Origin of the sequence: Devosia epidermidihirudinis, from assembly GCF_000971295.1 — a bacterium.
GTDB lineage: Bacteria > Pseudomonadota > Alphaproteobacteria > Rhizobiales > Devosiaceae > Devosia > Devosia epidermidihirudinis.
The window spans coordinates 568,319-590,481 of sequence record NZ_LANJ01000011.1; the positions used below are offsets into that span (position 1 = coordinate 568,319).

Sequence of the window (22,163 nt, forward strand, 5' to 3'; positions counted from 1 at the left end):
GCCGATTATCACACTTGGCGAGCCAAGGCCATAAGACAGCCTCTTGGTTTTCAACGGCTTTCGTTGCCGTCAGACCATTGCCATCCCGCCATTTACGTTCAGCGTATGGCCTGTGATGTAGCCTGCAGCGTCGCTGGAGAGGAAAACGGCGGTCGCCGCGATTTCCTGTGCAGTGCCCAGACGAGCAGCCGGAATCGAGCTCAAAATCGACTCGCGCTGCTTTTCGTTGAGCTCATCGGTCATCGCCGAGGCGATAAAGCCGGGAGCAATGGAATTGACGGTGATGCCGCGCGAGGCGACTTCATAGGCCAGCGCCTTGTTCATGCCGATCAGGCCCGCCTTGGAGGCGGCGTAGTTGCCCTGCCCCGCGTTGCCGGTGACGCCGACGACGGAGGAAATACCGATGATGCGGCCAAAGCGCTGCTTCATCATGCCACGAAGCACGCTGCGGGTCAGATGGAAGGCGGCGGTCAGGTTGACGGCCAGCACCTCATCCCACTCTTCATCCTTCATGCGCATGAAGAGGTTATCGCGCGTCAGGCCAGCATTGTTGACGAGGATATCGAGGCCACCCAGCGCCGCTTCAGCGGCGGGAACGAGCTTGTCGACTTCCTCAAGCTTGCTGAGGTTGGCCGGCAGGATCGGGCAGTCCTTGCCGATTTCCTTGGCTGTGTCTTCGAGAGCGCTCACACGCGTGCCGCTCAGCGCAACGGTTGCACCAGCTGCGGCCAGTGCCTTGGCGATCTCGCGACCAATGCCACCGCTTGCGCCGGTGACGAGCGCGCGTTTGCCAGTCAAATCAAACATTTAGTCTTCCTCCGCGGAGACATTGATTCAGGCTCTTTGTCGCCTGAATCAAGTATTTAAGCCGTAAGTTGTGCGACGAAAGCGTCGATATCGGCGGGCGAGCCAACCGAGATCGAGGCGGCTTCGCCATTGATGCGCTTGGCCAGGCCCGACAGCACCTTGCCGGTGCCGAGCTCTGCCAGATTGGTGACGCCACCTTCATTGGTGAGCCAGGTGATGCTTTCGGTCCAGCGGACGACGCCGGTGACCTGCTCGACCAGACGCTGGCGAATCTCGGCCGGATCGGAGATCGGGCGCGCCAGAACGTTGGCAACGAGTGGCACGACAGGCGCGTTCATCTGCACTTCTGCAAGCGCCGCGGCCATAGCCTCGGCCGCAGGCTGCATCAGCGAGCAATGGAATGGCGCGCTGACGGGCAACAGCAGAGCGCGCTTGGCGCCCTTGGCCTTGGCCAGTTCAACTGCGCGCTCAACGGCAGCGACAGTGCCCGACACCACAACCTGACCGGGCGCATTGTCATTGGCAACGTCGCACACTTCGCCCTGCGCCGCTTCGGCCGCAACTTCGTGCGTGGTGGCCATATCGAGGCCCAGCAGCGCGGCCATGGCGCCGTGGCCGACGGGAACAGCCTTCTGCATCGCCTGACCACGCGTCTTGAGCAGGCGCGCCGTGTCAGAAAGAGAGAATGTGCCAGCGGCGCAAAGAGCCGAATACTCACCCAGCGAGTGGCCGGCCACATAGGCGGCGTGGTCAGCGATACGGACGCCCTTGGATTCGAGCACGCGGATCACCGCGAGGCTCACGGCCATCAGCGCAGGCTGCGCATTCTCAGTCAGGCGCAGGATTTCATCCGAGCCTTCAAACATGATCGCCGACAGGCGCTGATTGAGCGCTTCATCGACTTCCTGAAACACCGCGCGGGCTTCTGGATAGGCTGCGGCCAAATCCTTGCCCATGCCGACAGCCTGGCTGCCCTGCCCCGGAAAGGTAAACGCGTAGCTGGTCATGACTCTCTCATTATTAAGGTCACCCCATAGAAACGGGGCCTGAAAATGGGCTTTGCAGAATGGATAGGGCCAAGTCAAGGCACGCGGGCTAGCATTCAGTAATCAATCCCGCTGACTAGATGTTAACGAAAGGGTGCAAGATTAATTCGAGGCGAGAGGGTTGTTCCATGGCGGTAATACCAGCACCCCCCAATACCCAGCAGAATTCGATCAGCATGGTCTGGCATGCGTTGATCGTATTCGCCCTGGTATTGGTCTTGAGTCTATTGTCGGTGGTCACCCGACAAATCTTCTCCTTGTCCAGCCTCTGGCTGCCAAACGCTGCACTGCTGGCCCTGTTCGTGCTGCGCCCGGATTTCCGCACAACACTCAGTTGGCTGTCCGCGGCGGCCGCCTTCTTACTTGGCGACAAGATCGGTAACACCGAGATCGTGGAAAGCCTGTTCCTGACCGCGGCAAACCTGCTGGGGGTGGCCGTGGGCGGTCTGGCCATCGTTCGACTTGGCCTCGACAATCGCGGCCTCAACCGCCCCATGGACGCCATGGCGCTCCTATCGGCCCTTGTGGCTGCCGCCGCTGGTTCGGCAACTGTCGGCACCCTTGCAGGCCCGATCCTGTTCGGCATGACGCCGCTTGAGGCGGCGTTCTTCTGGTTCAGCAGTGAACTGAGCTATTATATTGCCATTGTCCCAACCATCCTGACGCTTGTCCCGCATACCAAGTGGCGCATCACCAGCGAGGCGCCACAGATCGGTAGTCAGGGAGGCAAGGTAGCGTCTTTCATTGTTCTGTTTGCTTCCCTTCTCGCCGTGCACCTGTGGGGCCACATGGGCGCCATGGTTTTCCCCGTGCCGGCGCTGATGCTGATTGCAGTGCAGTTCGCGCCGCCGGTCGCCCTGTCGGTCTCGTCCCTCGTTTGCGTCTGGATGCTGATTGCCGGGCCGATGGGTTACATTCCGCTGTCCGTTCCGATTGATGGAACCGATGCGACGGCGTCCTTCCGTCTGGGCGTTGCCATGGTCGCCACCACGACCATCGTGGTCGCGGCCGTCAACGCAGCCTGGGCCCGCGCCCATGCGCGCCTCGAGGTCCTCGCCACCCGGGATATGCTGAGTGGGCTGCTCAATCGCCGCACCTTCTTCGAGCAGGCCCGCCAACTGGTGCAGCGCGCCAAGAAGGAAGAAGACCTTGCGGTTCTGATGATCGACATTGACCACTTCAAGAAGGTCAACGACCTCAACGGTCACGCTGCCGGCGACCGCGTGATTGCTGAAACTGGCCGCATGCTGACCTCCACCCTCCCCGCCAATGCGATTCTCGGACGCATTGGGGGCGAAGAGTTCGCCGCCATCTTCCCGGTGAAAAGCAAAGACCCCAGCGCAACCATGCTGATCGCCGACAAAGTGTGCCAGCAGGCGCGCCTGATGAGCGTCACCACTGTGGAAGGCAATGTCATCCATGTCGCCGTCAGCGTCGGCGCGACGATCCAGCCTTTGGCCACCACAATCGATGATGCACTGGCCACCGCCGACACGGCCCTTTATGCCGCAAAAGAATCCGGCCGCGACCGGGTTGCCTTCGCAGAATGGTTCGACCCGCAGATCCGCAGTGAAAGCAGCCGCGTTCGCAGCGACAAGCGCACATAAACCTTGTCTTTGACGGCTGTTTGACCTATTGCACCGCCAGCAATTCGTTTGGCCGGGGGCTGAACGGAGGGTTTTTCGTTTGAAAGAACGAAAAATAGGGTTTCGATCCGGCCTCCCGTGTTCCCGCTCTTTGCAAGACTGCTTTGTTGCCTTTTCCGGCTTCAAAGGGGCTCCGCGCCAAGCATTGCTGTGTTTGAAACCACGAAGGAAAGGCGCATTCATGGCCCTTTACGAGCATATCTTCCTGGCGCGCCAGGACGTATCGCAGCAGCAGGTCGAAGAGCTGACCGCTGCGCTGACCGAAATCCTCGCTTCCGGCGGCGGCAAGGTCACCAAGAACGAATACTGGGGCCTCAAGGGTCTCTCCTACCGCATCCGTAAGAACCGCAAGGCTCATTACACCCTGCTGAACCTCGAAGCATCGCCAGCGGCGGTTGCCGAGATGGAACGCCAGATGCGCATCAACGAAGACATCCTGCGCTTCATGACCGTCCGCGTTGACGAGCTGGAAGAAGGCCCATCTGCGATGATGCAGAAGCGCGATCGCGACGATCGTGATGGCGGCCGTGATGGTGGTCGTCCCGGCGGCGACCGTGACCGTGGTGGCTTCAGCGGCGAACGCCGCCCACGCCGTTTCTAAGACAAGGACCGAAAAGCTATGGCTATCAAAGACCTTACCACTGCCCAGGCCCGTCGTCCTTTCCAGCGTCGTCGCAAGACCTGCCCGTTCTCGGGTGAAGGCGCGCCAAAGATCGACTACAAGGACGTCCGTCTGCTCTCGCGTTACGTTTCCGAGCGCGGCAAGATCGTTCCAAGCCGCATCACTGCCGTTTCGGCTCTGAAGCAGCGTGAACTGGCCCGCGCCATCAAGCGCGCCCGCTTCATCGGCATCATGCCTTACGCCGTTCAGTAAGACCTGAACGACCCGCGTTTTTGATTGGGAAAAGCGGTCTCCGCTTTTCCCCTGAACGCCCCGCTGGGGTTCCGGATGGTCCGGAGCTCCTAACCGTCCAAGCGACGGGACAGCCAAAAGGAATACCCCAATGAAAGTTATTCTCCTCGAGCGTATCGGCCGCACTGGCACGATCGGCGACGAAGTCACCGTTAAGGACGGCTTTGCTCGTAACTTCCTGCTGCCACAGGGCAAGGCGCTCCGCGCGACCGAAGCCAACCGCAAGAAGTTCGAAGGCGAACGCGCCGCTATCGAAAAGCGCAATGATGACCGTCGCAACGCCGCTGCCGGCATTGCTGATGGCCTCAATGGCAAGACTGTCGTCATCATCCGTCAGGCTGGTGAAACCGGTCAGCTCTACGGTTCGGTTGCTTCGCGCGATATCGTCGAAGCTCTCGCAGCCGAAGGCTTCACCGTTCAGCGTTCGCAGATCGATCTCACCGATCCGATCAAGTCGGTTGGCGTGCACACCGTGCCGCTGAACCTGCACGCTGAAGTTGCCGTCACCATCAACGTCAACGTGGCGCGCTCGGAAGACGAAGCAGCCCGTCAGGACGCTGGTGAAGACGTCACCGTCACCGTTTACGAAGACGACGTCGAAGGCGATTTCGCCGCCGGCCAGAAGGACGCACAGCAGGACGATCGTTTCGACGACGAACTGTAAGAGCGCTTTCAAAAGCATTCGAAAGGCCGGGCCCTGTGCCCGGCCTTTTTTGTTTTGGTTACCGGGTTAGCCCGGTCATGCCCCACTCCCACCGCTCGTCACCCTCGGGCCCGACCCGAGGGTCCTTGCGGCTCGAGAGGTCCCCTCGGATCAAGCCCGAGGGTGACGATCGCGGAGGGGGCAAGCTCTATGCCTCACGCTATTATCCCTGACCCCACCCGACTCATGCCATTCTGGTGCCTTGGTGCTGTGCAATGGCAGACTGGTACTATCCCCGTTGTCCACAGTGTTCACAGCAGCAGGTTAGCCGGTATTAACCTTGGCCCGGTACGCCGAGACTCTTGCCCACCCTGCGTGGTTAAGAAAGGTTAACTCCTTCACCGAGGCATTCATGGCTGAGATCGCAAGGCTACACCCGACAGAAGAAAAGTCGTTCCGGCTCGCTCCACACAACGTGGAAGCCGAACAGGCTCTGCTGGGCGCGATTCTGATCAACAATGACGCGTTCTATCGCGTGGCTGACTTTTTGGAGCCGATCCACTTCTACGAGCCGATTCACCGCGACATCTATGAGTTGGCGGGCAAAATCATCCGCGCCGGCAAGTCGGCGGATCCCACCACCATCAAGACCCACCTGCCCGACCAGCTGCTGCCTAACATGACGATGGCGCAATACCTGGCTCGCCTCGCGGCAGAAGCGACAACCGTCATCAACGCGGGCGACTATGGCCAGTCGATTTACGATCTGGCGATTCGCCGGAACCTGATTCTCGTCGGCGAGGAGATGGTTCAGGTCGCTTACGAATCGGACGTCGAGATGACGCCGAATAAGCAGATCGAAAAGGTCGAAGGCGAACTGTTTCAGCTCGCCGAAAAGGGCCGCTATGACGGTGGCTTCCAGAACTTCGGCTCTGCCCTCAGTGCCTCGATCCAGATGGCAGGCGAAGCCTTTCAGCGCGATGGCGGTCTGTCGGGTATTTCCACCGGCCTCGACGATATGGATCGTCAGATGGGTGGCCTGCAGCGTTCGGACTTGATCGTGCTGGCTGGTCGTCCCGCCATGGGCAAGACATCCCTCGTCACCAATATCGCGTTCAACATCGCCAAGGCCTGGACCAGCGAAGTTCAGGCGGATGGCCATCAGAAGACCACCAATGGTGGCGTCGTCGGCTTCTTCAGCCTCGAAATGAGTTCCGAACAGCTGGCCACCCGTATTCTGGCCGAGCAGGCCGAAGTGTCGTCATCGGACATTCGCCGTGGCCGTATTCACGACAGCCAGTTTTCCAAGCTGGTCGATGTATCCAACATGATGAGCAAGCTGCCGCTCTACATCGACGATACCGGCGGTATCAGCGTTGCTCAGCTCGCCGCGCGTGCCCGACGCCTCAAGCGTCAAAAGGGCCTCGACTGCATCATCGTGGACTATTTGCAGCTGCTGTCGGGCTCGTCCAAGGCCTCCAGCCAGAACCGTGTGCAGGAACTGACCGAAATCACCACGACCCTGAAGGCGCTCGCCAAGGAACTCGAAGTGCCGGTGATTGCGCTGTCCCAGCTGTCGCGTCAGGTTGAGAACCGCGACGACAAGCATCCACAACTTTCAGATTTGCGCGAATCGGGTTCTATCGAGCAGGACGCTGACGTGGTGCTGTTCGTTTATCGCGAAGAGTACTATCTGAAGAACAAAGAGCCCAAAGAGGGCACGCCAGAGCACATGACCTGGCAGGGTGAAATGGAACAGGTGCACGGCAAGGCAGAAGTGATTATCGCAAAGCAACGTCACGGACCGACAGGCACCGTGCAGCTGAGCTTTGAAGCGCAATACACGCGCTTTGGTAACCTCGCCCGCGCCGATTACCTTCCGGAACGCATGGAATAGGCATGGCGCTGACGTCTGGCCTGGGCGGGCAACTGAGTATCGATCTGGGGGCACTGGCTCGCAACTGGCGCGCACTCGACCAAGTGAGTGCGGGCGCGTTGACGGCTGCTGTGGTGAAGGCCGATGCCTATGGCACCGGCATTTCCATGGCCAGCAAGGCGCTCTACGCCGCTGGCGCACGCTTCTTCTTTGCGGCGACACCGGACGAAGGCATGGCGGTTCGCGCTGCAGTGCCCGATGCACACATCTTCATTCTCAACGGGCTCTATCCCGGCGCTGCCAATCTTTACGTTCGGCAGAACCTGATGCCTGTACTCTCGTCGATGGCGATGCTGGAAGAGTGGCTCGCCAAGTGCCTTGAGCGCAACGAGGCCTATCCGGCTGCGCTGCACTTCGACACTGGCATGAACCGCTTCGGCTTCCGGCTGAACGAGGCACCGCTGGTGCGCGAGCGCCTGCAGACGCTGGGCTATTCGCCACAGATGATCATGAGCCACCTGGCGTGCGCCGATCAACCGAACCACGAAAAGAACCGCACCCAACTGGCGCTGTTCGGCTCGGTGATGGCGCAGTTCCCCGGTATCCCCGCTTCGCTCTCCAATTCGGCAGGCTTGATGACGGGGCGGGACTATCACTTCCAGATGGTCCGTCCGGGCATCGCGCTTTATGGCGGTCGCGCGGTCAACGGTCGCAAAAACCCTATGGCGCCAGTTGTGACCCTGCATGTGCCGATCCTTCAGGTGAAGGAAGCGCGCACCGGCGAGACAGTCGGCTATGGCGCGGGCTATTCGCTGTCCCGGGACAGCCGTCTGGCCGTCGTTGGTCACGGCTATGCGGACGGCTTCTTCCGCTCGCTGTCATCGTCCAACAGCCGCCCCGGTGGCAAAGTGGCGATCCGGGGCAAGCTGTGCCCGGTAGTCGGTCGCGTCTCGATGGATCAGATCACAGTAGATATTACCGAGCTGGGCCACGACGTTCCCAATCCCGGCGAGGCCGCGGAAATCCTTGGGCCCCATATCAGCATCGATGATCAGGCAGACGCCGCGGGCACCGTGGGCTACGAGATCCTGACCTCGCTCAAGGGCCGCTACAACCGCAACTACGTCGGCGACGGTAACCTGCCCCCAGAGTGATTGGGCACGCCCAGCGAGCCCCATTCCACCCAACGTCACCCCGGCCCTGAGCCGGGATGACACCAAATTGGGATACGGCCGGGAGCATTACCCCCAGAACGCGTCTTCGGCTGGCTGATCTTCAGAGAACAACCAGACCTCGGCGATCTGACCACCAGCGACGCGCAGCAGGTCGACGCCATTCATCGCCATGGTCTTTGTGCCGCTTTCCGCCGCGAAGTGAATGCTGGCCGAAACCAGATCGCCATTGGCCATCAGTGTCCCGACATGGTCGATGCGGAAGCTGCCGGCGCTGCGCTCCATAAAGCCGCCGAGCAGCGCGAATACCGCGCCCTTGCCCGTATGCGTGCCCGACAGGCTACCCTGCCCCGGCTGATGCCAGACTAGGTCATCGGCCAACAGGCGGCCAACGGTTTCCAGATCGCCAGCAGCAACGGCGGCGAAATAGCGGGCGACGATATCGATGTTTTCTTTGCTCATGTGAACGGCTCCATAAAAGCGGGAACAGGCCTTTGCCTGCTTGGTGTTGGGCTAGAGCCTTGCACAATGCGTTGCAAGTAAGCACCCGTTCGTTATATAGGTACCCAATGGTGACCATTGAGACTAAGCAGCATCCCGCCTGGGACGTATACAAAGCTACCTGCCCCACCCGGCAGGTGCTGGATTGCATCGCGGACAAGTGGGCCGTGCTGGTGATTGGCCTGCTCAATGGCGGCACGCGGCGCTTTGGCGAAATGCGCAAATCGATCGAAGGCGTGTCGCAGAAAATGCTGACGCAGACGCTGCGCTCGCTGGAGCGTGACGGCATTGTCAGCCGCCGCGTCTACGCAAGCGTCCCGCCCAAGGTCGAATATACCTTGACCCCACTCGGTCAATCGCTGGCCGGGATCGTGGAGAGCCTGCGCGTCTGGTCCGAGAGCAATATCGAGGTCGTACTGGCCAGCCAGCAGACCTATGACGCTCGGCCCGAGGCCGAGTAGCACCCGCGCAGTTCTTCATTTGTTCTTGCCCTGCCCGACCATGTGCGCTATTGCCAAACCATCCGCGCACAAGGAACTGCGATGGCCGTTTTTGTCGTCCTGCTCAGAGCCATAGGGCCGGTCACTCACAAGGTGATGTCGATGGCACAATGGCGCGACGCGACGGAAGCGGCGGGCTTTCGCAATCCCCAGACCTATGTGGCAACCGGCAACATGATCGTGGACGCTGACGGCACTGCATCCGAGGTCGCGGCACGCATGGAGCAGATCATCACGGGCCTAGGCCTTGGCTCCGCCAACAAAGCTTTCGTCCGAACTGCGACAGACATGCAGGCGCTCTGCGCCGCCAACCCATTCCCCGAGGCGACGGCGCAGCATCCCAGCGACGTTGCCGCCTACTTCTTTGCGGACGAACATCCCCGGCTCGATTGGGTGAACAGCTTCACCGGGCCGGAGCACATTCGCATCGTCGCGCAGCATCTGGTGGTGGATTACCACGGCGGGGCCTCGGCTTCGCGGTTGCCGGGCCGTATCGAGAAACTGTCCGGCGTAGCGACTGCGCGGAACTGGAACACAGTGCGGGGGCTGGCAGAACGTGCCGCCGCCCGCGAGAATTGAGGAAGCGTCTTGGCCAAATCGCGATCATCTTTCATCTGTCAGGGCTGTGGCGCGGTTTATGTCCGCTGGCAGGGGCGCTGTGATTCCTGCGGTGACTGGAACACCATTGTCGAAGAGCTGACCGGTAGCGGCGTTGGCGCGGGTCCGAAATCGGCCAAGGCCGGCGGTCGCCCCGCCAATCTGGTGCCCCTCTCGGGCGAAACCGAGAGCGCCGCACGCGTCGTAACCGGCATAGCCGAACTCGACCGGGTGACTGGTGGCGGCTTCGTTATGGGTTCGGCACTGCTGGTGGGCGGCGACCCCGGCATCGGCAAGTCGACGCTGCTGCTGCAGTCAGCAGCGGCCCTAGCCAATCTGGGCAAGCGCGTCGTCTACGTATCGGGCGAGGAGGCAGTAGCCCAGGTGCGGCTGCGTGCGCAGCGGCTTGGCCTTGGCGATGCACCAGTGCTGCTGGCGGCGGAAACCAATGTCGAGATCATCCTCGCCACGCTCGAAAGTGGTCCCCCGCCCGATCTCGTCATCATCGACTCGATCCAGACGCTGTGGACCGACCGCGTGGACAGCGCCCCGGGCACGGTAACTCAGGTACGCACCTCGGCGCAGGCGCTGACGCGCTTTGCCAAAAAGAGCGGCGCGGCGGTCGTGCTGGTGGGCCACGTCACCAAAGACGGCCAGATCGCAGGCCCCCGCGTGGTCGAGCACATGGTCGATGCCGTGCTCTACTTTGAGGGCGACACCAGCCACACCTTCCGCATTCTGCGCGGCGTCAAGAACCGCTATGGCGCGACCGACGAAATCGGCGTCTTCGCCATGACGGAGCTTGGCCTTGAGCAGGTCGCCAATCCGTCGGCGCTGTTCCTCGATCAGCGCGACGAGGGCGCGGCTGGTTCGGCCGTGTTCGCTGGCATGGAGGGCACGCGCCCTATCCTCATCGAAATTCAGGCGCTGGTGTCGCCATCCCCACTCGGCACGCCGCGCCGCGCGGTGATCGGCTGGGATACCTCGCGCCTCTCTATGGTGCTGGCCGTGCTCGAAACGCGCTGCGGCGTGCGCATTGGCGCCAATGACATCTATTTGAACGTCGCGGGCGGCCTCAAGATCAACGAGCCAGCGGCCGACCTAGCCGTAGCTGCGGCGCTGATTTCCTCGCTCACCAGTTCGCCCCTGCCCTCCGACTCCGTCTATTTCGGCGAAATCTCGCTGGCAGGCGGTGTGCGGCCAGTGGTGCATGGCTCGCTGCGCCTGCGTGAAGCGCAGAAGCTGGGGTTCAAGGCCGTGTCGACGGGGCGCCTCAGCAATGCCGACCGCAATAGCGGGTTGGAAGTGTCGGAGTTCGCCCTACTGTCCGAATTGGTTGGCAGAATTGCTGCCAATGGCAAGCCGCGCGAACCACAGCGCGATGAGTGGTAGCGGGGCGACATGTTAACAGTTTGTAAAGAGAACGACATCTGAGAGGCCTGCTACCCTTGGCATGGGGACACAAAGCGGCTAAACGGAGCGCAACAAGCCGGGGCGGCAACTGGAGCGGGCGAAAACAATATGCTGACAGCATTTGACGTTGGTGTTGGTGTTCTGGTGCTGATCTCAGCGATCCTGGCAACCGCACGTGGTCTCACGCGCGAAGTGCTTTCGCTGGCTACCTGGGCAGGTTCGGCGGCCATTGCCGTCTACATGTACCTGTACCACCCCGAGATTGCGCAGCAGTACATCAAGGAAGAACTGGTGGCCAATATTGCCACCGTGGTCGTGACATTCATCGTCGCCCTGATCGTCCTGCATCTGCTGACCATGCGAATCGCCGATTTCGTCGTCGACAGCCGCATCGGGCCAATCGATCGCACTCTCGGCTTCGTGTTTGGCGTCCTGCGCGGCGTGCTGATCGCCATCGTGATCACGATTTTCGGCACATGGCTGCTGCCAAACAACCTGCCAAGCTGGGCAAAAGACTCACAGACGCTGCCGCATCTACAGAACATGGGCAACTCGCTCATTTCCATGCTGCCAGATGGCCTTGAGCAGCAGGTCACTGAAATTCTCAAGGGCGGCACTGGTCTTACCGAAGATCCAGATGCGCCTCCTGCTCCGGTCGACGAGGGCACGGACTCGACCGAAGACAGCACGCTCGGCCAGCCGATCCAGCCTCGCACCTGATGACAATCTGGTGAGCGGTCTCCGCTCGCCACAAGCCTGACCAGTTCGCTTGGCATTGGTCCTGGCACGAAAATGGGCTATTGGGTGCAGCAGACACCCTACATTCGGCCCGGCCGCTTGCGCGGCACGCAGTCCTGCGGTTGAGGCAGTATTGGCATGGAGAGCCCGGTGAACCATCCGAGCGACGATTTCGATCTTGAAAGCGACACGCTGCATGAAGAGTGCGGCGTGTTTGGCATTTTAGGGCATGAGGACGCGTCGACGCTGACCGCCCTTGGCCTGCACGCGCTGCAGCATCGCGGCCAGGAAGCAGCGGGGATCGTCAGCTTTGACGGCCGCCAGTTCTATACCGAAAAGCGCATGGGTCTGGTGGGCGACCACTATACCGACCCTGCCCTGCTGGCCAAGCTGCCCGGCTCGATTGCCATCGGCCACACCCGGTATTCAACCACCGGCGAAGTGGCCCTGCGCAATGTGCAGCCGCTGTTCGCCGAGCTTGAGGTTGGCGGCATCGCCATTGCCCATAACGGCAACTTCACCAACGGTCTGACGCTGCGCCGCCAGATCATCGCCACCGGCGCCATCTGCCAGTCCACTTCGGACACCGAAGTTGTGCTGCATCTGGTGGCACGCTCGCGCCACTCCTCCACCACCGACCGTTTCATCGACGCGATCCGTCAGATGGAAGGTGGCTACGCCATGCTCGCCATGACGCGCACCAAGCTGATCGCGGCGCGCGACCCCATCGGCATTCGCCCGCTGGTGATGGGTGAGCTCGATGGCAAGCCGATCTTCTGCTCGGAAACCTGCGCGCTCGACATTATCGGCGCCAAATACATCCGCGACGTCGAAAATGGCGAAGTCATCATCTGCGAACTGCAGCCCGATGGCTCGATCCAGATCGAGGAACGCAAGGCCGCCCGTCCGGCGCCACAGCGTCCATGCCTGTTCGAATATGTCTATTTTGCCCGCCCTGACTCGGTCGTGGCTGGCCGCAGCGTCTACGCTGCCCGCAAGCATGCCGGTATCAACCTGGCCAAGGAATGCCCGGTCGAGGCTGACGTCGTTGTTCCCGTTCCCGATGGCGGCACGCCAGCGGCTATCGGCTTTGCGCAGGCGAGCGGCATTCCGTTCGAACTGGGCATTATCCGCAACCACTATGTGGGCCGCACCTTCATTGAGCCGACCCAGTCCATTCGGGCCTTTGGCGTCAAGCTCAAGCACTCGGCCAACCGCGCCGAGATCGAAGGCAAGCGCGTGGTGCTGATCGACGATTCCATCGTTCGTGGCACCACCTCGCTCAAAATCGTGCAGATGATGCGCGATGCGGGCGCCACCGAGGTGCATATCCGCGTCGCCAGCCCGATGATCTATTATTCGGACTATTACGGCATCGACACGCCCGATCCGGAGAAGCTGCTGGCCAATCAGCACAAGGACCTGGAGTCCATGTGTAAGTTCATTGGCGCGGATTCGCTGGGCTTCCTGTCGATTGATGGCCTCTATCAGGCGGTTGGCGGCGAGAAGCGCAATCCATCCGCGCCGCAGTTTACCGACCACTATTTTACGGGCGACTATCCGACGCAGTTGACCGATCTGAACGGCCGCGCCAAGAACGAGCCGAAACATGTTTCCCTGCTGAAAGAGGCCGGTTAATGGCTGGAACGCAAGACGCAACCGCTCCTGATCTGGCCGGCAAGGTCATTCTCGTCACGGGCGCTTCGCGCGGTATTGGCTATGCCGCCGCTATCGAAGCCGCACGTCGCGGCGCCCATGTTGTCGCCGTTGCGCGCACCGTGGGCGGGCTGGAAGAGCTCGACGATGCCATTCAGGATCTGGGCTCGTCCACGACGCTGGTCCCGCTGGACCTGCGCGATGGCGACGCGATCGACCGCCTCGGCGCGGCAATCTTTGAGCGCTGGGGTGCTCTCGATGGCCTGATCGCCAATGCCGGTCAGCTCGGCGTGCTCAGCCCCCTTCCCCATGTGAAGCCGGAAGACTTCGAGAAAGTCATGGCGATCAACGTGACGGCGAACTATCGCCTGCTGCGTTCGACTGACCTGCTGCTGCGTCAGGCTGTGGCTGGTCGCGCCGTGTTCGTGTCCTCGTCTTCCGCAAAGTCGGCCCGCCCGTTCTGGGGGCTCTATGCCGCCAGCAAGGCCGCGGTCGATGCCATGGCAAAGTCCTATTCGGCCGAAGTTAGCCAGACCAAGGTCCGCGTCAACGTGTTCTATCCCGGCTCGGTGCGCACTGCTATGCGCGCCAAGGCGATGCCCGGTGAAGATCCAAACACGCTGCCAACGCCCGCCGATATCGCGCCCAAGCTGGTGGATATGATCAGCCCAGCTTTGACCGAGACTGGCCGCCTGTTCGACGTGACGACTGGCGTGTTCAGCGACATCTAAGAGAGCGTACGCTTCCACCAAATGCAAAGGCCACCCGATCAGATCGGGTGGCCTTTTTGGTTGAGCCGTAACCGGCATTAGCGCGCGGCTTTTCCTGCCGCCGCATCCGTCAACAGGGCCGCCAGACGCGGCAGCACCCATTTGGCGCTGAGCGGGCTAAAATTGTCGGCGAAGGCGGTGCCGGTCAGGGTGCCGAGCGGAATGTAGGCATTGCCCGCGACCGCAGGCAGGCGCTGGAACGGCGCAAAGGTCTCAAGGCGCTCAGTGCCTTCAGCGTCATTGGTGAACGACATCAGGATGTCCGCCTGCTGCAGGATATCGACATTCTCCATCGAGTATTCGGCGAGGCCACTATCGGAGGCATTGGGCGCGGGTACGAAGGTGAGGCCAAGCTCGGCGAACTGGGTGGCCATCGGGCCAGCGCCGATCACATAGAGCGTTTCGCCATACATCGAGCCAACCATGATCTTCTTGCCGCCCAGGCCATCGAGTGACCTGGCCGTATCGGCCATCAGGGCTTCAGTTTCAGCGATGGCCGCTTCCACCCGTTCGTCCTCGAACAGTGCCGAGGCGACGAGGCGCAGGCCGTTGCGCCATGGCGTGCTCCAATCGAGCGCGATGACGGGTGCTATGCCCTCAAGCTGGGACTGCACGCGTTCGATATAGGTCTTCATGCCGATGATGAGGTCAGGCTCAAAGCCAGCAACCACCTCTGGCGAGGCTACCGTGTCCACCAGCGGCAATTGAGGGACGTCCGCAGCAGCCGATTGCCATGGCAGGCCACCACGGCCCCACGAGCCGGTAAAGCCATAGCCCACAGGGGTGACGCCGAGCGCGAGGACATATTCAAGATCGGTGAAGTCGGAGAGCACCAGAACACGGGTCGGTTTCTTGGTGATGATCGCCTTGCCTAGCGCGTGCTCAACCTCACGGGCTTCCTGCGCATAGGCAGGCATGGCCAGCGCGACACCCGCTGCGACTGCGCCCAGCAAGAGGTGGCGGCGGGAAAGCGAGAGTGGGAGAAGCTGACGCGACATGGGATGCTCCAATAATATGATACTTACGATCATGTTATTGGAGCTAATAGTCGGTGGCGTTTGCCGCGTCAACGTTGGCGGTTAGGCAAGCTTGGTCATCAGCACCTTGTCGATACGGCGACCATCGAGATCCACCACTTCGAACTTCCAGCCATCATGTTCGAAGGTTTCGCCCACGGCTGGCAGGCGATTGATGATGGATAGCACATAGCCCGCCACCGTCTCGAACTTGGCATCCTTGGGGATGTGGAGCTTCAGGCGTTCGCTGAACTCGTCGACGGGCATCCAGCCGGCCACAAGATAGGAGCCGTCCTCACGCTTGACCAGCGCGGGATCATCACCCGTTTCTTCCTGGAACACGCCGGTGATCACCTCGAGAATGTCACCCGAGGTCACGATACCTTCGAAGTGGCCATATTCGTCCACCACCAGAGCCATGTGCACGGTGGAGTTCCGGATGGCGCGCACGACATCGAGCGCATCGGCATGGTCCATCACCACCGGCACCTGCTGCACGAACTTGCGCAGATCAAGCGGCTGGCCATTGGCGAAGACGCCGATGATATCCTTGATGGCGACAACGCCGATAATCGAGTCCGAATCCCCGTCCTGCACCAGCAGGCGCGAGCGGTGCGTACCCAGGATCACCTTGCGGATTTCCGAGCTGTCATCGCTCAGATCAACCACATCCACGTCGAGACGCGGTGTCATCAGGCCACGAGCCGAACGGTCGGCGAGGCGCATGACGCCTGAGATCATCGAGTGCTCGTCGCTCTCGAACACGCCGGCCGTAGTGGCCTCGGCGATGATGGTCTTGACCTCTTCTTCGGTGACCTTCTCTTCGGTCTCGCCGCTCTGGCCCAGAAGGCGCAGCACGAACTTGCCGGACACGTCCAGCAGCCAGACGATGGGCGAGCCGATGGCGGCCAGCAGCTTCATCGCTGGCGCCACGCGCGAAGCGACGCTTTCAGCATCACGCAGAGCGATCTGCTTGGGCACCAGTTCGCCCAGGATCAACGAAATATAGGTGATGAGAACAACGACGATACCCACGCCCAGCACGTCGGCGACACTGCCGGCAACGCCCAGTTCGCGCAGCCATTCGGTGAGACGCAGGCCCAGCGTGGCGCCCGAGAAGGCGCCCGACAGGATACCCACCAGGGTAATGCCAATCTGGACGGAGGAGAGAAACTTGCCGGGGTCTTCGGCCAGTCGGAGGGCGACGGCGGCACCGGTATTGCCTTGGTCAGCCATATTGCGCAGACGCGCAGGACGAGCGGAAACAACTGCCAACTCAGACATGGCCAGGAGGCCATTGACGATGGTCAGGACGACGACGATCAGAATTTCTACGAACAAGGTGTTTTCATGAAATGCGGCCCCGCACTCAGCATCGGGTCGCTTTGGACAGGCGCAATATAGAGGTAAAGCCCGTGGCTGCGCCATGGGTGTTAACAAAATACTGCGCCCGCCCCCGAAAAGGGCGGCCCGGGCGATTAACCCAGACGGCGCTTAGTCTTGTCGTCGTAGGGGTTATTGCCGCCAGCCCGGACCCAAAGACGGATCGGAGTGCCCTTGATATCAAAGGCTTCGCGCAGGCCGTTCACCAGGTAACGTTGATACGACGTGGGCAACACATCCGGACGCGAGGCGAACAGGATGAAGCTCGGTGGCCGCGTCTTGGCCTGCGTCATGTAGCGCAGCTTGAGGCGACGGCCCGACACTGCCGGAGGCGGATGCCCCTCGACCATGCCCGCCAGCCAACGGTTGAGACGTGCCGTCGAAACGTGCGCATTCCAGCTGCGTTCGATCTTGAAGATCGCGTCCATCAGCTTGTCGATGTTCTTGCCGGTCAGACCCGACAGGGTCACCAGTGGAACGCCGCGCAGCTGTGGCAGCAGGCGATCGCACTCTTCGCGCAGCACCTTGAGCGTCTCGTTCTTGTCCTCGATCAGGTCCCATTTGTTGAGGGCGATGACGAGGGCACGACCTTCGCGCTCGACCAGATCGGCCAGCGCCAGATCCTGCTTTTCGAACGGGATGGTAGCGTCGAGCATGAGCACGACGACTTCCGCATACTGGATCGAGCGCAGGCTATCGCCCACGGCCAGCTTTTCCAGCTTTTCGGTGACGCGCGAGCGGCGGCGGATACCGGCGGTATCCACCAGGTTGATCACGCGGCCATCCCATTCCCATGGAACGAGGATGGAATCGCGGGTGATGCCAGCTTCCGGGCCAACCAGCACGCGCTCTTCGCCAACCATGCGGTTGATCAGCGTCGACTTGCCCGCATTGGGACGGCCGACAATGGCGACGTTGAGGAAACGCTTGGGGTTCCAGCGGAGCGTAGCTTCATCGCCCTCGCCTTCCAGCATGTCCTCGGTGATATCGACATCAACCTCAGGCAGCGCATCGAGATCGGCGATGTCGCCCGCTTTTGCCTCAGCTTCTGCAGCAGCCTTATCGATGGCAGCGGAGACAATGGAGTACAGCTCGGACAGGCCAAGGCCGTGTTCAGCCGAGAGCGCAATGGCTTCGCCAAAGCCGAGCTTGAATGCCTCGACGAGGCCGGCCTCGGCAGCACCGCTTTCGGCCTTGTTGCCGACGAGATGCACATCCTTGCCCGCCTTGCGCAGGACCTGGGCAAAGCGCTGATCGAGCGGCACCACGCCAGCGCGGGCGTCGATCATGAACAGGATTACGTCAGCTTCACGGATGGCCAGCTCGGTCTGCTGACGCATACGGTCTTCGAGGCTACCGTCTTTGACGTCCTCATAGCCGGCGGTGTCGAGAATACGGAAAGTCAGGTCGGCGATGCGGCCTTCAGCCTCGCGCCGGTCGCGGGTCACGCCGGGCGTATCATCGACGAGCGCAATCTTGCGGCCGACGAGGCGGTTGAAGAGGGTAGATTTGCCGACATTCGGGCGACCGACAATGGCAACGGTGACGGTCATGATAAATCGTTCCGATCAGGCGAGGGGCAGACGACCGCTATTGAGCGGCCGGCTGAGCCTCGGGGGTAGCAACTGGCGCTTCTGCAGCCGGAGCGGTCGCAGGCGTTTCGTCGCTGACAATCTGGTCAATCGCGTCGGCCGCAGCAGCGGCGGCGTTCGGGACTGGTTCTGGCTGGGTGATTTCGCCCTGAGCGAGCAGCTGGGCAAGGTAGTAACCCATGCGATTGCGCACATTGCTCTGGGTCATTGGGTCGTTGAGAACAGAATCAAAGCTCTTCTGGGCGGCCGCAAAGTCGCCGGCCTTGTACTGAGCCAGACCGAGTGCCTCCCGCGCCACGTTGCGCAGCGGGCTACCTTCGACGGCGACACTTTCAACGCGAGCCTGAACATCGGCAAGCGTGCCGTTGTCGACGAGGATATTACCGGCGAGCACGAGTGCCAGCTCACGCAGGCGTGGGTTGGACTGCGAGTTTGCCAGCGCATCATAGGCTGCAACAGCTTCGGTCGGCTGGCCTTCGCGGGCCAGAACACCGGCCTTGCGGAACTCGGCAAGCGCTGGATAGCTGCCTGAACCATCGGCAATCAGCTTGTCGAGCTGAGCCTGAGCGGCTGGCAGGTCATTGCCATCAACCAGATCGAACGCCTTGTAGAGTTCGTCCGAAGACTGGGCGGCATTGTTGGAATGGTACCAGGTCCAGCCCTCGTTGACCGCCACAAGGGCAACAACGGCAACGGCAGCGCCGATTACATAGGGGGCAAACCGACGCCAGAACGAGCGCATACGATCGCTGCGCAGCTCTTCGTCGACTTCGCGAAAAATGTTGTCCTGGGACATGGCCTGCCTAAGGGTCGGAACGTGAATTGGCCGCACGTTTAGCACGCTGTCCGGCTAATGCAAATGCATCGCCGCCCCTCTACCCCCAGGACTGAAACAAAGACTGGCTTATACCCCGCTCTAGTGCGCGGCAGCCTCGGCGATACTTCCCCGTCGACGGCGTAAGGCCAGCCCTTCCCAGATACCCACAGCCAGCAATACAGCTGTCGTCAGCCAACCCATAACAAGCAGATTGACGTTGAAGGCAACTGGGAACAGTGCCGCCAGCACGACAACCCCTGCGACGTGAGACAGCGGAACGCCGCCGTAAACCACGCGCTTGTAGATTGCGCTCCCGATCAGGTAGATAGCCGGCCCACCCAGCAGGATCAGCACCTGAGGCAGAGCCAGCATCTCGTTCGGGTGCACCATGACCAGATCATTGCCGACTGCGGTCGCAATAACGCCCGCCACCAGAACGGCGTGGACATAGTGGAAATTGGCGCCGATGCGGCCCGGGTCACTTGAGCCGGTTATGGCGTCCGTCGCGTCTTTGCTCGAAGTGCCAAAATACAGCCACCACATGGCCAAGGTACCAAGGAAGGTTGCCAGAAGCGCCGAAATGATCGGCAGGTCCCAAGGATGCGCCTCGGTCAGCATCGCGCCCGTGGCCAGCAAGGTTTCGCCCAGCGCCACGATAACGAAGAGCTGGCAGCGTTCGGCCAGGTGGCCGCCCTCGATAGTCCAGTCTTTGGTGATAGAGCGGCCTAGGCCGGGGAAGGCAAAGCCCATCATCGGCGATCCATATTCGCAGAGGATCGCAATGGCCCACAGAATCATACGCGCTTCGTGCTCGACGAAGGCACCGGCAATCCAGAACACCGCCGAAACGGAAACCCACGCCAGCATGCGCCGGTAATTGGCCGCGAGTGGGTGATGCCTGCCCAGTTGCAGAGCGATAAACCCGGTTCGGCCCACCTGGATGGCCACATAGGCCAGCGCGAATACCCAGCCGCGCTCACCAAATGCCTCCGGAATGGCCGAAGTCATGACCAGACCGAGCAGCATGATCGTGAAGATCAGCCCGCGTATGCGCGGCGTTTCGGGATCGAACCAGTTGGTGACCCAACAGGTATACTGCCAGCCCAGCCAAACGGCGAACCACAGAATGAGCGTTTCAAGAACGCCCAATGCTGTCAGGTTGTGCAGCAGCTCGTGGCTGAGCTGCGTCACCGCAAAGACATAGACGAGGTCGAAGAAGAGTTCCTCGTACGTCACACGGGCATGATGCCCCTCGCGACGGCGGAGGAGAGGATGGCTGAGGGCATGCTGATCGGTCATATCGCCTACATGGCACTAGGGATCGCGGGGCCTACTTCAAGTAATGCCCCACTCTCTACTGCCATTCTGCGCCGGTCAACTGTTCTCGAAGATGTTCGAGAAGCAGGTCAAACACACCGGAGGAGCGGTGAAACCACCGCCTCCCCTTATTCCCACTCGATCGTGCCGGGGGGCTTGCTGGTCACGTCATAAACGACACGGTTGATGCCACGCACTTCGTTGATGATGCGGGTTGCGGTCTTGCCGAGGAAGTTCATGTCGAACTGGTAGAAGTCTGCGGTCATGCCATCCACCGAGGTCACCGCGCGCAGGGCGCAGACGAACTCGTAGGTGCGACCATCGCCCATCACGCCAACGGTCTGGACCGGCAGCAGCACAGCGAAGGCCTGCCAGATCTTGTCGTACTGACCCGACTTGCGGATTTCGTCGAGATAGATGGCGTCGGCCTGGCGCAGGATATCCAGCTTTTCAGGCGTGATACCGCCTGGGCAGCGGATCGCCAGACCCGGACCGGGGAATGGATGGCGGCCGATAAAGCTTTCGGGCAAACCCAGCTCGCGACCAAGGACGCGCACTTCGTCCTTGAACAGCTCACGCAGCGGCTCGACGAGCTGCATGTTCATGCGCTCGGGTAGACCGCCCACATTGTGGTGGCTCTTGATGGTGACCGATGGACCGCCGGTGAACGACACCGACTCGATAACGTCTGGATAGAGCGTGCCCTGAGCGAGGAAATTGGCGCCGCCGAGCTTCTTGGCTTCCGCTTCGAAGGTCTCGATGAACAGGCGACCGATGATCTTGCGCTTGGTCTCGGGGTCGGACTGACCGTCCAGCTCACGCAGGAACACTTCGGACGCGTCCACATGCACCAGCGGGATATTGTACTGGTCGCGGAACATGGTGACGACCTGCTCGCTCTCATTGAGGCGCATCAGACCGTGGTCGACGTAGATACAGGTCAGCTGATCGCCGACTGCTTCGTGGATCAGCACAGCTGCGACCGAAGAATCCACGCCACCGGACAGACCGCAGATGACGCGGCCGGTGCCGACCTGCGCACGGATCTTTTCGATCATCTTGCTGCGATAGGCCGACATGGTCCAGTTGGACGCAACGCCACAGATGTTGTGGACGAAGTTCGCATAGAGCTTGGCGCCATCGGGGGTGTGCACCACTTCGGGGTGGAACTGCACGGCCCAGATGCGGCGGGCTTCGTTGGCGATCATGGCGAACGGCGCATTGGCCGAGGTGCCGACGACTTCAAAGCCCTCTGGCAGCGCGACGACGCGGTCGCCATGGCTCATCCACACCTGGTGTTCTGAGCCAAGCTCCCAAACGCCATCGGACAGAGCCGAATTCTTCTGCACCTTGACTTCTGCACGACCGAACTCGCGGTGGTGGCCGGCTTCAACGCGGCCACCCAGCGCCATGCAGAGAGCCTGCTGGCCATAGCAAATGCCGAGGATTGGCACGCCTGCATCGAGAATGGCTGGGTCAATGGTTGGTGCGTTCGCATCCAGCGTCGAGGCTGGGCCGCCCGAAAGGACGACCCCCTTTGGCTTGAGAGCAGCCATGGCAGCGCCGGCGCTCTGGAAGGGATGGATTTCGCAATAAACGCCTGTTTCACGGATGCGGCGCGCGATCAGCTGAGTGACCTGCGAACCGAAGTCCACGATAAGGATTGCGTCGGGGGCGGCAGTGTCTTGGCTGGTCATGGCGTGGCCATACCGCTCAGTAACGGATTCCGCAAGACTCTGCTTTGCAAGGCTGGGTTGATA

21 protein-coding genes are annotated in these 22,163 nt (G+C 61.3%); 12 read left to right on the plus strand and 9 right to left on the minus strand.

Annotated elements, in window-relative coordinates:
• Positions 1-69: 69 nt before the first annotated feature.
• Both fabG and fabD read right to left on the minus strand, forming a co-directional pair.
• The gene (gene fabG, locus WH87_RS05975) at positions 70-807 is read right to left on the minus strand and encodes a 3-oxoacyl-[acyl-carrier-protein] reductase (protein WP_046138080.1); all 738 of its coding nucleotides are present in this window, start codon (positions 805-807) and stop codon (positions 70-72) included.
• 56 nt (positions 808-863) lie between these two features.
• Positions 864-1,814: an ACP S-malonyltransferase gene (gene fabD / locus WH87_RS05980; protein WP_046138079.1), complete on the minus strand. Its 951-nt coding sequence runs from the start codon at positions 1,812-1,814 to the stop codon at positions 864-866.
• Positions 1,815-1,981: 167 nt separating this feature from the next.
• On the opposite strand from fabD, the gene WH87_RS05985 reads away from it, so the two are divergent.
• The 6 genes from WH87_RS05985 (at position 1,982) to alr (ending at position 8,085) form a co-directional block, all read left to right on the plus strand.
• On the plus strand, positions 1,982-3,460 hold the full coding sequence (locus tag WH87_RS05985) for a GGDEF domain-containing protein (protein WP_197410734.1): 1,479 nt from the start codon (positions 1,982-1,984) through the stop codon (positions 3,458-3,460).
• Positions 3,461-3,680: 220 nt separating this feature from the next.
• Positions 3,681-4,100, plus strand: coding sequence for a 30S ribosomal protein S6 (gene rpsF, locus WH87_RS05990; protein WP_046138077.1), 420 nt, complete (start codon positions 3,681-3,683; stop codon positions 4,098-4,100).
• Between the two features lie 18 nt (positions 4,101-4,118).
• On the plus strand, positions 4,119-4,373 hold the full coding sequence (rpsR, locus tag WH87_RS05995) for a 30S ribosomal protein S18 (RefSeq protein WP_035100429.1): 255 nt from the start codon (positions 4,119-4,121) through the stop codon (positions 4,371-4,373).
• 130 nt (positions 4,374-4,503) lie between these two features.
• Positions 4,504-5,076 carry a 50S ribosomal protein L9 gene (gene rplI, locus WH87_RS06000; RefSeq protein ID WP_046138076.1) on the plus strand — a complete coding sequence of 191 codons (573 nt, stop codon included), beginning with the start codon at positions 4,504-4,506 and terminating at the stop codon, positions 5,074-5,076.
• A 391-nt stretch (positions 5,077-5,467) separates the two neighbouring features.
• Positions 5,468-6,952 (plus strand): replicative DNA helicase, encoded by a 1,485-nt coding sequence (locus WH87_RS06005; protein ID WP_046138075.1) that lies wholly within the window; start codon positions 5,468-5,470, stop codon positions 6,950-6,952.
• 2 nt (positions 6,953-6,954) lie between these two features.
• Positions 6,955-8,085, plus strand: coding sequence for an alanine racemase (alr, locus tag WH87_RS06010; RefSeq protein ID WP_046138074.1), 1,131 nt, complete (start codon positions 6,955-6,957; stop codon positions 8,083-8,085).
• A gap of 87 nt (positions 8,086-8,172) precedes the next feature.
• Here alr and WH87_RS06015 read toward each other — a convergent pair whose 3' ends face one another.
• Positions 8,173-8,565: a nuclear transport factor 2 family protein gene (locus tag WH87_RS06015; protein ID WP_046138073.1), complete on the minus strand. Its 393-nt coding sequence runs from the start codon at positions 8,563-8,565 to the stop codon at positions 8,173-8,175.
• Positions 8,566-8,675: 110 nt separating this feature from the next.
• Here WH87_RS06015 and WH87_RS06020 point away from each other — a divergent pair, with 110 nt between their 5' ends.
• From WH87_RS06020 to WH87_RS06045, 6 genes are all read left to right on the plus strand, one after another.
• Entirely contained in the window at positions 8,676-9,065 is a 390-nt protein-coding gene (locus tag WH87_RS06020) for a winged helix-turn-helix transcriptional regulator (RefSeq protein ID WP_245622307.1), read from the plus strand.
• A gap of 81 nt (positions 9,066-9,146) precedes the next feature.
• Positions 9,147-9,683 (plus strand): DUF1697 domain-containing protein, encoded by a 537-nt coding sequence (locus WH87_RS06025; protein ID WP_046138071.1) that lies wholly within the window; start codon positions 9,147-9,149, stop codon positions 9,681-9,683.
• Between the two features lie 9 nt (positions 9,684-9,692).
• Positions 9,693-11,093: a DNA repair protein RadA gene (gene radA, locus WH87_RS06030; RefSeq protein WP_046138070.1), complete on the plus strand. Its 1,401-nt coding sequence runs from the start codon at positions 9,693-9,695 to the stop codon at positions 11,091-11,093.
• A 129-nt stretch (positions 11,094-11,222) separates the two neighbouring features.
• Positions 11,223-11,834, plus strand: a complete 612-nt coding sequence (locus tag WH87_RS06035) for a CvpA family protein (RefSeq protein ID WP_046138069.1) — start codon at positions 11,223-11,225, stop codon at positions 11,832-11,834.
• A 156-nt stretch (positions 11,835-11,990) separates the two neighbouring features.
• On the plus strand, positions 11,991-13,490 hold the full coding sequence (purF, locus tag WH87_RS06040; protein ID WP_046138068.1) for an amidophosphoribosyltransferase: 1,500 nt from the start codon (positions 11,991-11,993) through the stop codon (positions 13,488-13,490).
• Complete coding sequence (locus WH87_RS06045) at positions 13,490-14,239, plus strand: SDR family NAD(P)-dependent oxidoreductase (protein WP_046138067.1); 750 nt, start codon at positions 13,490-13,492, stop codon at positions 14,237-14,239. The genes purF and WH87_RS06045 overlap by 1 nt, the downstream gene beginning before the upstream one ends.
• A gap of 77 nt (positions 14,240-14,316) precedes the next feature.
• Here WH87_RS06045 and WH87_RS06050 read toward each other — a convergent pair whose 3' ends face one another.
• The 6 genes from WH87_RS06050 to guaA all read right to left on the minus strand — a co-directional run bounded on the left by WH87_RS06050 (position 14,317) and on the right by guaA (position 22,100).
• Positions 14,317-15,276: an ABC transporter substrate-binding protein gene (locus WH87_RS06050; protein ID WP_197410735.1), complete on the minus strand. Its 960-nt coding sequence runs from the start codon at positions 15,274-15,276 to the stop codon at positions 14,317-14,319.
• Between the two features lie 81 nt (positions 15,277-15,357).
• Positions 15,358-16,620: a hemolysin family protein gene (locus tag WH87_RS06055; protein WP_046138584.1), complete on the minus strand. Its 1,263-nt coding sequence runs from the start codon at positions 16,618-16,620 to the stop codon at positions 15,358-15,360.
• A gap of 152 nt (positions 16,621-16,772) precedes the next feature.
• Complete coding sequence (gene der, locus WH87_RS06060) at positions 16,773-18,230, minus strand: ribosome biogenesis GTPase Der (protein WP_046138065.1); 1,458 nt, start codon at positions 18,228-18,230, stop codon at positions 16,773-16,775.
• Positions 18,231-18,267: 37 nt separating this feature from the next.
• Entirely contained in the window at positions 18,268-19,065 is a 798-nt protein-coding gene (locus WH87_RS06065) for a tetratricopeptide repeat protein (protein WP_052726271.1), read from the minus strand.
• A gap of 120 nt (positions 19,066-19,185) precedes the next feature.
• A complete protein-coding gene (locus tag WH87_RS06070; protein ID WP_046138064.1) occupies positions 19,186-20,385 on the minus strand; it encodes a low temperature requirement protein A in 1,200 nt (399 codons plus the stop codon).
• Between the two features lie 146 nt (positions 20,386-20,531).
• Positions 20,532-22,100 (minus strand): glutamine-hydrolyzing GMP synthase, encoded by a 1,569-nt coding sequence (gene guaA / locus WH87_RS06075; protein WP_046138063.1) that lies wholly within the window; start codon positions 22,098-22,100, stop codon positions 20,532-20,534.
• Positions 22,101-22,163 lie beyond the last annotated feature (63 nt).